At 70.0% G+C, this 15,097-nt stretch carries 9 protein-coding genes; 6 read left to right on the top strand and 3 right to left on the bottom strand.

What is annotated here, in order from left to right; translation table 11 throughout:
* Positions 1-11: 11 nt before the first annotated feature.
* From ACYU8V_RS15175 to ACYU8V_RS15165, 3 genes are read right to left on the bottom strand one after another with little or no spacing between them, the layout of a single operon-like run.
* A complete protein-coding gene (locus ACYU8V_RS15175) occupies positions 12-1,157 on the bottom strand; it encodes an FAD-binding oxidoreductase (protein ID WP_460848528.1) in 1,146 nt (381 codons plus the stop codon).
* A gap of 37 nt (positions 1,158-1,194) precedes the next feature.
* Positions 1,195-2,514 carry an aromatic ring-hydroxylating oxygenase subunit alpha gene (locus ACYU8V_RS15170; RefSeq protein ID WP_460848526.1) on the bottom strand — a complete coding sequence of 440 codons (1,320 nt, stop codon included), beginning with the start codon at positions 2,512-2,514 and terminating at the stop codon, positions 1,195-1,197.
* 43 nt (positions 2,515-2,557) lie between these two features.
* Complete coding sequence (locus ACYU8V_RS15165; RefSeq protein ID WP_460848525.1) at positions 2,558-5,005, bottom strand: GcvT family protein; 2,448 nt, start codon at positions 5,003-5,005, stop codon at positions 2,558-2,560.
* A 147-nt stretch (positions 5,006-5,152) separates the two neighbouring features.
* Between ACYU8V_RS15165 and ACYU8V_RS15160 the strand changes: the two genes are divergently transcribed.
* The 6 genes from ACYU8V_RS15160 (at position 5,153) to ACYU8V_RS15135 (ending at position 15,025) form a co-directional block, all read left to right on the top strand.
* On the top strand, positions 5,153-7,441 hold the full coding sequence (locus ACYU8V_RS15160) for an FdhF/YdeP family oxidoreductase (RefSeq protein WP_460848524.1): 2,289 nt from the start codon (positions 5,153-5,155) through the stop codon (positions 7,439-7,441).
* Between the two features lie 178 nt (positions 7,442-7,619).
* Positions 7,620-9,095: an aldehyde dehydrogenase family protein gene (locus tag ACYU8V_RS15155; RefSeq protein ID WP_460848523.1), complete on the top strand. Its 1,476-nt coding sequence runs from the start codon at positions 7,620-7,622 to the stop codon at positions 9,093-9,095.
* A gap of 11 nt (positions 9,096-9,106) precedes the next feature.
* The gene (betA, locus tag ACYU8V_RS15150) at positions 9,107-10,813 is read left to right on the top strand and encodes a choline dehydrogenase (RefSeq protein ID WP_460848522.1); all 1,707 of its coding nucleotides are present in this window, start codon (positions 9,107-9,109) and stop codon (positions 10,811-10,813) included.
* A gap of 2 nt (positions 10,814-10,815) precedes the next feature.
* Positions 10,816-11,910, top strand: a complete 1,095-nt coding sequence (locus ACYU8V_RS15145; protein WP_460848521.1) for a quaternary amine ABC transporter ATP-binding protein — start codon at positions 10,816-10,818, stop codon at positions 11,908-11,910.
* Positions 11,907-13,973, top strand: a complete 2,067-nt coding sequence (locus tag ACYU8V_RS15140) for an ABC transporter permease (protein ID WP_460848520.1) — start codon at positions 11,907-11,909, stop codon at positions 13,971-13,973. Before ACYU8V_RS15145 ends, ACYU8V_RS15140 begins: the two co-directional genes overlap by 4 nt.
* Before the next feature lie 74 nt (positions 13,974-14,047).
* Positions 14,048-15,025 (top strand): ABC transporter substrate-binding protein, encoded by a 978-nt coding sequence (locus ACYU8V_RS15135; RefSeq protein ID WP_460848519.1) that lies wholly within the window; start codon positions 14,048-14,050, stop codon positions 15,023-15,025.
* The last annotated feature ends 72 nt before the right edge of the window (positions 15,026-15,097 follow it).

The raw sequence follows: 15,097 nt of genomic DNA, 5'->3' as shown, positions 1-15,097 counted from the left end.
TGAGGGTGGGATCAGGCGTCGAGCGACAGGTCGCTGAGCGGCTTGGAGCAGCAGGCGAGGATCTTCCCGGCGGCGACCTCGCGGGGGCGGATGCCTCCGTTGTGGTTCATCTCCACCTCGCCGGACAGCTTGGGGATCTTGCAGGTGCCGCACATGCCCTGGCTGCACGACGACGCGAGGCGTACGCCGGCACCGAGCGCCGCGTCGAGGACGAACTCGTCGGCGCGGACGGTGATGGTGCGACCGGTCTTGGTGAACTCGACCGAGTAGCGGGCCACACCGTCATCGGTCGCCGGCGGGGCCGCGACGGCGATGTCCTCGTAGGCGACGCCCTCGGGCGGCGGGGTCGCTCCGGGCACCGACGGGTCGTCGAAGCTGAAGCTCTCCTCGTGGTAGCCCGCGAGGTCGTAGCCGATCTCGTCGAGGATGCGGCGCACCGCGTCCATGTAGGGCGCGGGTCCGCAGTTGAAGGTGGTCCGCTCGAGCACGTCGGGCACGACGGTCTGGAGCATGGCCGGCGAGATGCGTCCCCGCATGCCGCCCCAGCGCTCCGAGGGGTAGTCCGCCTCGCAGATGTGGACCACCCGCAGGTTGGGCATGAGCAGCTCGATGGCCGCCAGCTCGCTGCGGAAGACGATGTCGCTCGGCGTACGCGCGCTGTGGACGAAGACCACGTCGGCGTCCGACCCGAGGTCGTAGAGCGTGCGCAGCATCGACATCAGCGGGGTGATGCCGCTGCCGGCGGAGAGGAAGAGCAGCTTCTCCGCGGGCTTGTGGGTCAGCGTGAAGGCCCCGAGCGGCGCCAGGACGGGAATCTTCGTGCCGGGCACGACGTTGTCGTGCATCCAGTTCGACACCGTGCCGCCCACGACCCGCTTCACCGTGATGGCGACGCGGTTCGGACGGGTCGGCGGCGAGGAGATCGTGTAGCACCGGTTGACCGGGGTGCCGTCGATGTCGAGCTTGAGGGTCAGGAACTGGCCCGCGTCGAACTCGAAGAGCTGGTCGCCCTCGGGCTCGAAGACGAAGTTCTTCACGTCGTGGGTGACGTCGCTGACCGCCGTGCACACCAGGACGGCCTGGTCCTCCTCGGCCCAGCAGGCCGGGGAGCGCAGGGGCGGCACGAGGCTCTCGAGTGCCTGGTCGGACGACGACATCTCTTCTCCCGATGGAGTCGGTGGCTGGATCTGGTGGCTACTGGCCGGCGACGGCGTTGAGGTGGCCGAGCTTCTCGACGCTCTCGCGGTGCGGCGCGAGGTAGTCGTGGAGCCGGCCGACGTACCAGTTGAGGAAGGCCTCGACGTCGTCCTCGATCAGCGCGTACGGACCGGGCACGTAGCCGGGGTCGGTGACCCCGCGCTGGGCCTTCTCGACCAGGGCGCGGTCCTGGTCGTTGGTCGCCTTCCAGACGCTGGTCAGGCCCTCGATGGTGTAGTCCTCGCCCTCGACGGCGTCGGGGTGGACCAGCCAGGTCGTGCGGACCATCGACTTGTCCGGACCGAGCGGCAGGACGCTGAAGACGATGACGTGGTCGCTGAGGAAGTGGAACCACGAGTTCGGCTGCATGTGCAGCGACAGGTCCCCGAACTTCTCGGTGGGCGCGTCGCCGATCAGCTTCTTGCAGACCTGGGCGCCGTCGATGCCGAACGAGGCACCGTCGCCGTCCAGCGGCAGCCGCATGATCATGAAGCCCGTCTCGCGGCTGTCGAGCTCGTGGACCAGCTCGCGCGGGACGCCGTTGAGCCGGCAGACGTTGTCGAGGTCCTCGGTCGCCTTCAGGTAGCGCTCGTAGAGCGGCTTGAGGCGCGGGGTCACGTCGGCCTCGTCGTAGCGCAGGAAGGGGAAGTACGACGTGATCAGCTCGGGGTGCGAGGCGTCGCAGTGGTGGCACTCGCGGTTGTTCTCCATCACGAGCTTCCAGTTGCCCTGCTCGACCAGGTCGGTCTGGTGGGCGACCTTCGCCTCCGCGATCCTGTACGACGCCAGGTACGGCTCGATGACCGACGCGACCTCGTCGAAGTCGGCCGGCGGCTCCTCGGCCAGGCAGATGAAGATCAGGCCGCCGACGGTGCGGACGTGGACCTGCTTGAGGCCGAACTTGGACTTGTCGAACGAGGGCGACTGGCTCTCGGCGTACAGCAGCTCACCGTCGGGACGGTAGGTCCACTGGTGGTAGGGGCACACGATGTTGCCGATCGAGCCGCACGGCTCCTCGAGCAGGCGGGAGCCGCGGTGCCGGCAGATGTTGCGCAGCGCGCGGATCTCCTCGTCGTCGTCGCGGGTGATGATCAGCGACTGGGTGCCGATCTCGACGGTGACGAAGTCGCCCGGCTCGGGGATCTCGGCCTCGCTCGCGACGAAGATCCAGTGCTCGCCGAAGATCGCCCGGATGTCGAGGTCGTAGACCTCCTGGCTGGCGTAGAAGGCGGACTCGAGGCTGTAGCCCACCTCGCGGCGCTCGACCATGGCGGCGATCTCGGCCATGTTGGCCGCGGGGGCGGTCTTGAAACTCACAGGGGAACCTCCGGATCAGAAGGGTGGGGAGAGGAGAGGCAGGTCAGCCGCGGAGGCGGGTCATCTTCGGGTCGAACAGGGGCTCGGCGGTGACGACGGCCTCGACGCGCTTGTCGAAGTAGCCGATCTCCACGCGGGTGCCGACCTCGGCGACCTCGACGGGCAGCCAGGCGTAGGCGATGCCCTTCTCGATCGTGTAGCCGTAGGCGGCGGAGGTGACGTAGCCGACCGGGCGGCCGTCGGCGTACACCGGCTCCTTGCCCATCACGACGTCCTCGGTGCTGTCGATCGTGAGGCAGGCCAGGGTCCGCCTCTGGTCGGCCTTGCGCTCGATGAGCGCGTCGCGGCCGATGAAGTCGCCCTTGTCGATCTTGACCGCGAAGCCGAGACCGGCCTCGTAGGGGTCGTGCTCGTTGGTCATGTCGCCGCCGAAGGACCGGTAGCCCTTCTCCAGGCGCAGGCTGTTGAACGCGCCCCGGCCGGCCGCGATGATGCCGTGCTCCTGGCCGGCCTCCCAGATCGTGTCCCAGAGCCGCTGGCCGAGGTCGGCGGTCGTGTAGATCTCCCAGCCGAGCTCGCCGACGTAGGACAGGCGCCACGCGGTGACCGGGACGTTGCCGATGGTCAGCCTCTTGGCGCGGAAGTACTTCAGGCCGTCGTTGGTCATGTCGGCGTCGGTGATCGTGGCGAGCACCTCGCGGGCCTTCGGGCCCCACAGCCCGATGCAGCAGGTGCCCGGCGTGATGTCGGTGACCTGGACGGTGCCGTCCTCGGGGAGGTGGCGCTCGAACCAGTCGATGTCGAGGGCGCCGTTGGCGCCGACCTGGTAGTGGTCCCTGCCGAGCCGGGCGACCGTGATGTCGCTGCGGATGCCGCCGTCGGTGTCGAGCAGGAGGCTGTAGACGACCGAGCCGACCGACTTGTCGACGTCGTTGGTGCACAGCCGCTGCAGGAAGTCGACAGCGCCGGGTCCGGTGACGTTGATGCGCTTGAGGGCGGTCATGTCGTACATCGCGACGCCCTCGCGGGTCGCCTGCGCCTCGGCGCCGACGATCGGGTCCCAGTAGCGGGCGGCCCAGGCGTTGGGCGTCGGCACTTCGTACTTCTCGAGGAGGGCCTTGTTGGCGGCGTACCAGTGCGGCCGCTCCCAGCCGTTGGCCGGCAGGAAGAACGCGCCGAGCTCCTGCTCGCGGGCGTGGAACGGCGAGAGCCGGATGTCGCGCGGGGAGTCCATCGGCTGCAGCGGGTGCAGGATGTCGTAGACCTCGCGGAAGTTCTGGCAGTCGCGCTCCAGGACGTAGTCGGGCGCGAGCTGGTAGTCCTCGAAGCGGTTGACGTCGCACTCGTGGATGTCCCACGACGAGCAGTGGCCGTTCGCGATCCACTCGGCGACGGCCCGGCCGACACCGGCGGAGTGGGTGACCCAGACCGCCTCGGCGACCCAGAAGCCCTCGACCTCGCGCGACTCGCCGAGCAGCGGCATGCCGTCGGTGGTGAAGGAGAAGAGGCCGTTGATGCCCTCCTCGACCTTCGTGTCCGCGGTCGCCGGCAGGAGCCGCTGGGTCTCGGCCCAGGCGGGCTCGAAGTCCTCGGGGGTGAACTCCAGGACCGACGGCATGTTGCCGGAGCGGTCGGCCTCCTCCATCGAGCGGATGTCGGTGGCGGCGTACGGCATCGGCTCGTGGTGGTAGTAGCCGATGCCCACGCCCGCGTAGTTGTCGCGGTAGTAGAGGCCGGACTCCTGGTGGCGCAGGATCGGGCGGACCGCCTCCTGCTCCTGGCCCTTGAGCTCCGGGACGTCGCTGGTCCAGGCGAGCTGGTGACCGAGCGGGGTGAGCGGCAGGCCGAGGCCGACCAGGGCGGCGATCTTGGGGCCCCAGATGCCGGCGCAGGAGACGACGATGTCGGCGGGGAACTCGCCCTTGTCGGTGACGACGGCGGTGACCTTGCCGTCCTCGACGGTGATGTCGGTGACCTCGTGGCGACCGTGGAAGACCACGCCGCGTGCCCGGGCCCGCTCGATCTGGGCGTCCACGGCCCAGACGGCCTTGGCCAGGCCGTCGGTCGGGCACCAGAGGCCGCCGAGGATCAGGTCGCGGTCGACCAGGGAGTGCAGCTCGACGCAGCGGTCGGCGTCGACGACCTCGGCCTCGACGCCCCACGAGGTGAGCCAGCCGTGGCGGCGGTGCAGCTCGGCGAGGCGCTCGGGCGTGGTGGCGACCTCGAGACCCCCGACCTGCAGGAAGCAGGACCGGCCCTCGTGCTGCAGGTCGACGAACTTCTCGACGGTGTACGTCGCCAGCTCGGTCAGCACCTTGCTGCCGCTGGCCTGGAACACCAGGCCGGGCGCGTGCGACGTGGAGCCGCCGGTGGCGGGGAGGTCACCCTGGTCCACGACGGTGATGTCGGTCCAGCCCAGCGCCGAGAGCTCGTCCGCGAGGGCCGCGCCCACGACTCCGGCGCCGATGATGACGGTCCTGCGTCCGACCATGCCCTGGCCTCCTGTTGCGTATCTTGCACTCGATTGCGGCACAAGCAACAATGCAGTGGGCGAGGTCACACCGTCAAGAGCCCGAGCGGATCGATTTCGAAAAGTCCGGCGGCGACCGCCGGAAGACAGGACGTCATGATGGGAAACATGGGCCCGAGGACCGACCCGGCCGACGACCTCACCGTCACCCCGCCCAAGGAGTGGGCGGCCGGTCTGCCCGCGGTGCGCAAGGCGATCGAGTACTCCCTGGGGCAGACCTCGCCCCGGCGTACCGCCCTCACCCTGCTGAGCCTGAACCAGGCCGGCGGCATCGACTGCCCCGGCTGCGCGTGGCCCGATCCCGGGCACCGCCACCTCAACGAGTACTGCGAGAACGGCGCCAAGCACATCAACGACGAGGCCACGTCACGCCGCGTGACCCGGGAGCTCTTCGCCGAGCATCCGGTCGCCGAGCTCGACCAGCGGTCCGACTACTGGCTCAACCAGCAGGGCCGGCTGACCGAGCCGATGATCAAGCGGCCGGGCGCCACCCACTACGAGCCGGTCTCGTGGGAGGACGCCCTGGCGACCATCGCCGCGGAGCTGCGCGGCCTCGACTCCCCCGACGAGGCGCTCTTCTACACCTCCGGGCGGGTCAGCAACGAGGCCGCCTTCCTGCTGCAGCTCTTCGCGCGCGCCTACGGCACCAACAACCTCCCCGACTGCTCCAACATGTGCCACGAGTCCAGCGGCGCCGCCCTCAACGAGACCCTCGGCATCGGCAAGGGCAGCGTGTCCCTCGAGGACCTGCACAACGCCGACCTGGTGCTCGTGGTCGGCCAGAACCCCGGCACCAACCACCCCCGCATGCTCTCCGCGCTCGAGGAGACCAAGCAGCGCGGCGGCAGAGTCATCGCGGTCAACCCGCTGCCCGAGGCAGGTCTGAAGAGGTTCAAGAACCCGCAGAAGGTCCGCGGCGTCGTCGGTCGCGGCACCCCGATCGCCGACCAGTTCCTGCTGATCCGGCCCGGCGGCGACCTCGCCCTGTTCAAGATGCTCAACAAGCTGCTGCTCGAGGCCGAGGACGCGGCGCCCGGCACCGCGCTCGACCACGACTTCATCGCGGCGCACACCAGCGGCTTCGAGGAGTTCGCGGCCCAGGCCCGCGACATCACCTGGGAGCAGACGCTCGCCGCGACCGGGCTGGCGCGCGAGGAGATCGAGGCCGTGCACCGGCAGGTGCTCGGGGCCGGCTCCGTGGTGGTCTGCTGGGCGATGGGGCTGACCCAGCACCGGCACGGCGTACCCACCATCCGCGAGGTCGTGAACTTCCTGATGCTGCGCGGCAACATCGGCAGGCCGGGCGCGGGGGTGTGCCCGGTGCGCGGCCACTCCAACGTCCAGGGCGACCGGACCATGGGCATCTGGGAGAAGATGCCGGACGCCTTCCTGGACGCCCTGGGCACCGAGTTCGGCTTCGATCCGCCGCGCCGGCACGGCGTCGACTCGGTCGGCGCCGTCCGCGCGATGCGCGACGGTCGGGCCAAGGTCTTCGTCGGGGTGGCCGGCAACTTCGTGCGTGCGATGTCCGATAGCGACGTCACCGAGGCCGCACTGCGCCGCTGCCGGCTCACCGTGCAGATCTCGACCAAGCTGAACCGCTCGCACACCGTCTGCGGCGAGACCGCGCTGATCCTGCCGACCCTGGGGCGCTCCGACCACGACGTCCAGGCCGGCGGCGAGCAGTTCGTCACCGTCGAGGACTCGATGAGCATGGTGCACGCGACCCGCGGCAAGCTGCCGCCCGCATCGCCGCACCTGCTCTCCGAGGTCGCGATCATCAGCCGCCTCGCCCGCGCCACCCTCGGCGACCGGTACGACATCGACTGGGCCGGGTTCGAGGCCGACTACGGCCGGATCCGCGACGCGATCAGCCGGGTCGTCCCCGGGTTCGAGGACTTCAACGCGCGCGTCGCCGTCCCGGAGGGCTTCGTGCTGCCCAACCCGGTCAACGAGGGCGTCTACCGCACGGCGACGGGCAAGGGCGTCTTCACCGGCAACCACCTGGACTGGCTGGACACGCCGCCCGGGCACCTGGTGCTGCAGTCGCTGCGCTCCCACGACCAGTGGAACACCATCCCCTACGCCCTGGACGATCGCTATCGCGGCATCCACCACGCCCGCCGGGTCGTGATGGTCAACCCCGAGGACATCGCCGAGCTGGGGTACGCCGACGGCGACGTCGTCGACCTGGTGTCGATCTGGACCGACGGGATCGAGCGGCGGGCGCCCGGCTTCACGCTCGTCGCCTACCCGGCCGCGCGCGGGTCGGCGGCGGCGTACTACCCGGAGACCAACGTGCTGGTCCCGCTCGACAGCGTCGCCGAGATCTCCAACACCCCGACCTCCAAGGGCGTGATCGTGCGTCTCGAGCGCTCCGGTGGAGACACCGAATGAGAACGCCGTGTTACAGCAGATGACGTCGGGGGCCGTACGGCGAGACACTCGGCTCGACCCTCTTGACATGTGTTCCAGGTCACCTATTCTCCTTCTACAAGCAGTTGCGCAGTAAGCACCGCGTTGTGCAGATCGCAACAACTGGCTCTGACTGGAGCAGATGAGAGGAGCGGCCCGCATGCCCGAGCTGTACATCGACGGCGAGTGGCGCTCTGCGTCGGAGGGCGGAACGCGAACCATCGCCTGCCCCGCCGACGGCACCGTGGTGGCCGAGGTCGACGAGGCGTCCGCCATCGACACCCTGGCCGCCATCGCCGCGGCGCACGCCGCGTTCGCCGACGGCGAGGGCGCGTGGGCCCGCACCCCGGCCCGGGAGCGCGGTGCGCTGCTGACGCGGGTGGCCGACCTGCTCGAGCGCGACACCGCGGAGATCGCCCGTGCCGAGTCCATGGACACCGGCAAGCGCCTGGTCGAGAGCGAGTACGACGTCGCCGACGTCGTCTCGGTCTTCCGCCACTACGGCGCGATCGCCGCCGAGGGCGCCGGCCGGGTCATCGACACCGGCCGCGAGGACGTCGCCAGCAAGGTGGTCCACGAGCCGCTCGGGGTGTGCGCCCTGATCACCCCGTGGAACTACCCGCTGCTGCAGGCCGCCTGGAAGGTCGCGCCGTGCCTGGCCGCCGGCAACACCTTCGTGCTCAAGCCCAGCGAGCTCACGCCGCACACCAGCATCCTGCTGATGCGGGTGCTCGCCGAGGCCGGCCTCCCCGCGGGCGTCGGCAACCTGGTGCTCGGCGCCGGCCCGGCGGCCGGCGCTCCCCTGGCCGAGGACCCGCGCATCGACCTGGTCTCCTTCACCGGCGGCCTGGACACCGGGCGCCGGCTGATGGCCACGGCCGCGGCCACGGTCAAGAAGGTCGCGCTGGAGCTCGGCGGCAAGAACCCCAACATCGTCTTCGCCGACGCCGACCTCGACGTCGCGCTCGACTTCGCGCTGACCGCGGTCTTCCTGCACTCCGGCCAGGTCTGCTCGGCCGGCGCGCGGCTGCTGGTCGAGGAGAGCATCCACGACCGCTTCGTCGACGCGCTCGTCGCGCGGGCCGGCAACATCCGGCTCGGCGGCCCTGAGGACCCCAAGGCCGAGACCGGCCCGCTGATCAGCGCCGCGCACCGCGACAAGGTGGCGGCGTACGTCGAGCGCGGCATCGCCGAGGGCGCCGTGCTCCGCTGCGGCGGCTCCGCCCCCGAGGACCCCGCCCTCGCGCACGGCTTCTACTACCTGCCCACCGTCCTGGACGGCTGCACCAGCGCCATGTCGGTCACCCAGGAGGAGTCCTTCGGGCCCGTCCTCACGGTGGAGACGTTCCGCACCGAGGACGAGGCCGTGGCGATCGCCAACGACAGCATCTTCGGCCTGGCGGGCGCGGTCTGGACCCAGGACGCCGGCAAGGGCCAGCGCGTCGCGGCCCGGCTGCGGATGGGCACCGTCTGGATCAACGACTACCACCCCTACGTGCCGCAGGCCGAGTGGGGCGGCTTCAAGCAGTCCGGTGTCGGACGCGAGCTCGGCGAGGCCGGCTTGGACGAGTACCGCGAGATCAAGCACGTGTGGCAGAACCTCCGCCCCACGGTGCAGAACTGGTTCCAGGACTAGGAAGGCTCAGAATGCGCCAGGAACGCTACGACATCGTCATCGTGGGAGGTGGCTCCGCCGGCTCGGCGCTGGCCAACCGCCTCTCCGCCGATCCCGGGACCAGCGTGCTCGTCCTGGAGGCAGGACACTCCGACTGGCGGATCGATCCGTTCGTGCACATGCCGGCGGCGCTCCCAATCCCGATCGGCAACCGCCTCTACGACTGGAAGTACGAGACCGACCCCGAGCCGCACATGAACGGCCGGCGCGTGTCCCACGCGCGCGGCAAGGTGCTCGGCGGCTCCTCCAGCATCAACGGGATGATCTTCCAGCGGGGCAACCCGATGGACTACGAGCGCTGGGGCGCCCAGCCGGGCATGAAGGAGTGGGACTTCGCCCACTGCCTGCCCTACTTCAAGCGCATGGAGTCGCTCCACCTGGTCGACGGCAGCAACGGCGCCGACGAGTGGCGCGGCGGCGACGGACCGCTCAACCTCGAGCGTGGCCCGGCCACCAACCCCCTGTTCGGCGCCTTCTTCGAGGCGGCCCAGCAGGCCGGCTACCCGCTGACCGACGACGTCAACGGCTACCGCCAGGAGGGCTTCGCGCGCTTCGACCGCAACATCAAGAACGGTCGCCGCTGGTCCGCGGCCCGCGCCTACCTGCACCCGGCGATGTCGCGGAAGAACCTGCGCGTCGAGACCCTCGCGATGGCGACCAAGGTCCGCTTCGAGGGCAAGCGCGCGGTCGGCGTCGACTACCTGCGCGCGGGCCGGCCCCGCACCGTGGCCGCCGGCGAGGTCATCCTCTGCGGCGGCGCGATCAACACGCCCCAGCTGCTGCAGCTGTCCGGCGTCGGCGACCGCGACCACCTGGCGCAGGTCGGCGTACCTCTCGTGCACCACCTGCCCGGTGTCGGCGAGAACCTCCAGGACCACCTCGAGGTCTACATCCAGTACGCCTCCAAGCAGCCGGTCTCGATCGCGCCGGGCCTGCGGATGCGCGCCCGGCCGGGCATCGGCTACCAGTGGCTGTTCCACCGCCGCGGCCTCGGCGCCACGAACCACTTCGAGGGCGGCGGCTTCGCCCGCAGCAACGAGGACGTGGACTACCCGAACCTGATGTTCCACTTCCTCCCGGTCGCGATCCGGTACGACGGCACGCAGCCCACCGAGGGCCACGGCTACCAGGTCCACATCGGCCCGATGTACGCCGACACCCGCGGCCGCATCCGGATCAAGTCGCGTGACCCGAAGCAGCACCCGTCGATGGTCTTCAACTACCTCTCGACCCCGAACGACCGGCGCGAGTGGATCGAGGCGGTCCGGGTCGCCCGCGACATCCTGAACCAGCCGGCCTTCGCGCCGTACAACGACGGCGAGATCTCCCCGGGCCCCTCGGTGGAGACCGACGACGAGATCCTCGACTGGGTCCGCAAGGACGCCGAGACGGCCCTGCACCCCTCGTGCACGGCGGCGATGGGCATCGAGGAGATGTCGGTGGTCGACCCGTCCAGCATGAAGGTCCACGGACTCGAGGGCCTGCGCGTCGTCGACGCCTCGGTCTTCCCGTTCGTCACGAACGGCAACATCTACGCCCCGGTGATGATGGTCGCGGAGAAGGCCGCCGACCTGATCGCCGGCAACACGCCGCTCCCGCCGTCGGATGCGCCGTGGTACCGCTACCGGGACGGCAGCCAGCTCTACCCGCCGGGCGACCCCCGCAACAACGAGGAGTGAGCATGTCCACGACGATCCCCACCCGGCCGGCGCCCGTCTCCGGCGCGTCGGCCGACGGCAGCACAGCGGAGCCCGCGGTCCACGTCGAGGGCCTGTGGAAGGTCTTCGGCCCGCGCCCCGACAAGGTGATGGCCTGCTCCGACAAGGACCTCAGCCGCAAGGAGCTCCAGGAGAAGACCGGTCACGTGGTCGGCATCCGCGACGTCAGCTTCGACGTCGCTCCCGGCGAGGTGTTCGTGGTCATGGGCCTGTCCGGCTCGGGCAAGTCGACCCTGGTCCGCCTGCTCACCCGGCTGATCGAGCCCACCGCCGGCGTCGTGCGCCTGTACGGCGACGAGGTCACCTCGATGTCGGACAAGGCCCTGCTCGACACCCGGCGCCGCAAGGTCTCCATGGTGTTCCAGCACTTCGGCCTGCTCCCCCACCGCAAGGTCGTCGACAACGTCGCATTCGGCCTCGAGGTGCGCGGCGAGGCCAAGGCCCAGCGCCGGAACCGTGCGCAGGAGATGGTCGACCTGGTCGGCCTCAGCGGCTACGAGGGCAGCTACCCCGACCAGCTCTCCGGCGGCATGCAGCAGCGCGTCGGCCTGGCCCGCGCGCTGGCGGCCAACCCGGACATCCTGATGTTCGACGAGCCGTTCTCCGCCCTGGACCCGCTGATCCGCCGCGACATGCAGAACGAGGTCATCCGGCTGCACGAGGAGGTCGGCAAGACGATGGTCTTCATCACCCACGACCTCAGCGAGGCGCTGAAGCTGGGTGACCGGATCCTCATCATGCGCGACGGCGAGGTCGTCCAGATCGGTACGCCGGACGAGGTCGTCGCCGCTCCTGCCGACGACTACGTCCGCGACTTCACCCGCGACGTGCCCAAGTCGCACGTGCTCACCCTGCGCTGGGTCATGCAGCCGGTGACCTCCAGCGACAGCGTCCCGGTCGACGGGCCCGTCCTGCAGGCCGGCACGATCGTGCGCGACGCCGCCCGCGTCGTCCTCGACCACCGCGGACCGTGCCGCGTCGTCGACGGCGACCAGCTGGTCGGCATCGTCACCGAGGAGGACATCCTCCGGGTGGTCGTCGCGGAGGATGCGGGATGACCACCGTGACCGCGGAGCCTGCCGCAGCGCCGGCCTCCCCCGAGACGCAGCCGGTGGTCGCGAAGGAGAAGCGCCGTCGTACGCCGCTGCTGCTGGCCGGCGTCCTCGTCGTGTGGCTGGCCGGCTGGCTGCTCTTCCGCGGCAAGGACACGCTCACCCTGCCGTTCCAGCAGCTCAATTCCTTCGACCGCTGGCTCAACAAGCTGCGCGACGACATCGCGACGGCCTCGCAGACCAACTGGTTCTTCCACGGCGTGCTCGGTCACCTCTCGACCGCCGTCAACTGGCTGGTCACCGAGCTCGGCCAGCTGATCGCGCACCCGGCCGGCCTCCGCCCGGTCCCCGAGATCGGCTGGGTCGGCGTGCTCGCCATCCTGACCTGGGCGGCGTACGCCGTCGCGGGCGTCCGCTCGGCCGTCCTGGTCGCCGTCTCCGTCTTCCTGTTCGCCTGGATGGGCTACTGGCCCGACGCCATGGACCTGCTGATCGTCACCGGCCTGGCCGTCGCCGCGAGCATCGTGGTCGGCATCCCGGTCGGCATCCTGATGGCCCGCTCCAACATCGTCTCGGCGGTCCTCACCCCCGTCCTGGACGGCATGCAGACGATGCCCTCGTTCTGCTACCTGCTGCCCTTCTTCATGCTCTTCGGCCCGGGCGCGACCTGCGCGATCGTGCTGACGGCCGTGTACTCGCTGCCGCCGCTGGTGCGCATCACCGAGCACGGCATCCGCTCGGTGCAGGAGACCACGCTCGAGGCGGCCCGCTCGCTGGGCGTGACCCGCAGCCAGCTGCTGCGCCAGGTCCAGCTGCCGATGGCGCGGCGCACCATCGTGCTGGGCATCAACCAGTGCACGCTGGCGGCCATCTCGATGGCCGTCATCGCGGGCCTGGTCAACGGCCCCGGCCTCGGCATCCCGGTCATCTCCGCGCTGGCCATCCTCAACGTCGGCCAGGCGGCCGTTCCGGGCCTGCTGATCGTCCTGATGGCGATCATGCTGGACCGTACGACGACGGCGGCCAGCGAGCGCACCGAGCGGCGCGGCCGCACGGCCAGCTCCGCGGGCAAGGCGACGGCGAACGGGTCGCAGTCCGGCCTGGTCGCGCGGTTGCGGGGCGCCTCCCCGACCGCCCGGCGGCGCGCCGGCCTGGGCGGCGGCCTGGTGGTCGTCGCGGTGCTGGTCTACCTGTCGCGGACCCTCGTGGACTTCGCGCAGTTCCCCACGAACGCCACCGTCGGCAGCCAGCTCGCCGTCAAGATCAACGACGTCGTCAACACCATCGTCAGCCACGTCGACAAGATCACGCTGGGCTTCAAGAACGTGATCAGCTACGGACTGCTCAACCCGCTGCAGGACGTCCTCGCCAACTCCCCCTGGTGGCTGACCGCCCTCGCGATCCTCGCCCTGGCCTACGTCCTGGGCGGCCTGCGGCCGCTCCTGATCGCGGCCGCCTGCGAGGTCGTGATCCTGCTGATGGGCCTGTGGAACGACGCGATGATCACGCTCACATCCACGATCGTCGCGACCGGCCTGGTGATGATCCAGGCGATCGTCCTCGGTGTCTGGATGGGCCGCAGCCGGCGGGCGGACGTCGTGATCCGCCCGGTGCTGGACGCGTTCCAGACGATCCCCGCGTTCGTCTACCTGGTCCCCGCGCTCGCGCTTTTCGGCTCGACCCGGTTCACCGCGATCGTCGCCGGTGTCGCGTACGCCGCCCCCATCGCGGTCAAGCTCGTGGCCGACGGGATCCTCGGCGTACCCGCCACCACCGTCGAGGCGGCCCGCTCCAACGGGGTCACGTCCTGGCAGATGATCCGCAAGGTCCAGCTGCCGATGGCGCTGCCCTCGATCGTGCTGGCCGCCAACCAGGGTCTGCTCTACGTGCTCTCGATGGTCGTCATCGGCGCCATGGTCGGTGCGGGCAGCCTGGGCTACCTGGTGGTGTCGGGCTTCTCCCAGGACCAGCTCTTCGGCAAGGGCCTGGCCGCCGGCATCGCCATCACCGCCCTCGGGATCATGCTCGACCGCATCGCGAAGGCATCCGCCGCGCGACAGACGCGGTGAGCGCACAGATCGTCCCGGTCCGCCGGGGAGTCTCGGACACCAACACGCACCACCTGGAGAGAGGAAACATCGCCATGATCAGTGGCATCACAACGAGGGCGCGCCGCATCGGCGCCCTCGCCACGGCCGCGGCCCTGGCCCTGGCACTCGCCGGGTGCGGGGGCGGGACCATCAAGGACAACACCTCGGCGGCGGGCAAGCCCTGCGGCAAGCCGGTGAACATCGCGCTGAACGCGTGGGTCGGCTACACCGCCGACGCCTACGTCATCGGCAACGTGCTCGAGCAGAAGCTCAGCTGCCAGGTCAACTACGTCAAGCTCGCCGAGCAGCCCAGCTGGGCCGGCATGGCCAACGGCACGGTCGACACGATCGTGGAGAACTGGGGCCACGACGACCTGATCAAGAAGTACATCGACCAGCAGCACGTCGTCCAGGACGCCGGCCTCACCGGCAACACCGGTGTCATCGGCTGGTTCGTGCCGCCGTGGATGGCGCAGAAGTACCCGGACATCACCGACTGGCACAACCTGAATAAGTACGCCTCGCTGTTCAAGACCAGCGAGTCCGGCTCCCAGGGCCAGCTGCTCGACGGTGACCCCAGCTACGTCACCAACGACCAGGCGCTGGTCACCAACCTGCACCTGAACTACAAGGTGGTCGTGGGTGGCTCGGAGGCCGCGCTGATCCAGAGCTTCCGCACCGCCGAGGCCAACAAGACCCCGCTGCTCGCCTACTTCTACGAGCCGCAGTGGTTCTTCTCGGAGATGAAGCTGGTCAAGGTCAACCTGCCCAAGTACACCCCCGGCTGTGACGCCGACCCGGCGAAGGTCGCGTGCGACTACCCGCCGTACCAGCTGAACAAGCTGATCTCCTCGAAGTTCGCCGACTCCGGCTCCCCCGCCGTGGACGTGATCAAGAACTTCAAGTGGACCAACGACGACCAGAACGAGGTCGCCAAGGCCATCGCGAAGGACGGCAAGTCGCCCGACCAGGCCGCGCAGGCGTGGATCGCCGCGCACCAGAGCGAGGTCGACTCCTGGATCAGCGGCTGACCGTCGGCTGACGGTCGGCTGACCCAGTCGGGGCCGGTGCCGGGACTCGTCCCGGTGCCGGCCCTCTGCCCT

Source organism: Nocardioides ultimimeridianus (assembly GCF_054777895.1).
This window is presented reverse-complemented; position numbering and strand designations above follow the sequence as displayed.

Excerpts from the sequence above, each read along its gene's own strand:
- ACYU8V_RS15175 (WP_460848528.1), bottom strand. The coding sequence starts at position 1,157 with ATGTCGTCGTCCGACCAGGCACTCGAGAGCCTCGTGCCGCCCCTGCGC.
- ACYU8V_RS15165 (WP_460848525.1), bottom strand. The coding sequence starts at position 5,005 with ATGGTCGGACGCAGGACCGTCATCATCGGCGCCGGAGTCGTGGGCGCG.
- ACYU8V_RS15160 (WP_460848524.1), top strand. The coding sequence starts at position 5,153 with ATGGGCCCGAGGACCGACCCGGCCGACGACCTCACCGTCACCCCGCCC.
- ACYU8V_RS15155 (WP_460848523.1), top strand. The coding sequence starts at position 7,620 with ATGCCCGAGCTGTACATCGACGGCGAGTGGCGCTCTGCGTCGGAGGGC.
- betA (WP_460848522.1), top strand. The coding sequence starts at position 9,107 with ATGCGCCAGGAACGCTACGACATCGTCATCGTGGGAGGTGGCTCCGCC.
- ACYU8V_RS15145 (WP_460848521.1), top strand. The coding sequence starts at position 10,816 with ATGTCCACGACGATCCCCACCCGGCCGGCGCCCGTCTCCGGCGCGTCG.
- ACYU8V_RS15140 (WP_460848520.1), top strand. The coding sequence starts at position 11,907 with ATGACCACCGTGACCGCGGAGCCTGCCGCAGCGCCGGCCTCCCCCGAG.
- ACYU8V_RS15135 (WP_460848519.1), top strand. The coding sequence starts at position 14,048 with ATGATCAGTGGCATCACAACGAGGGCGCGCCGCATCGGCGCCCTCGCC.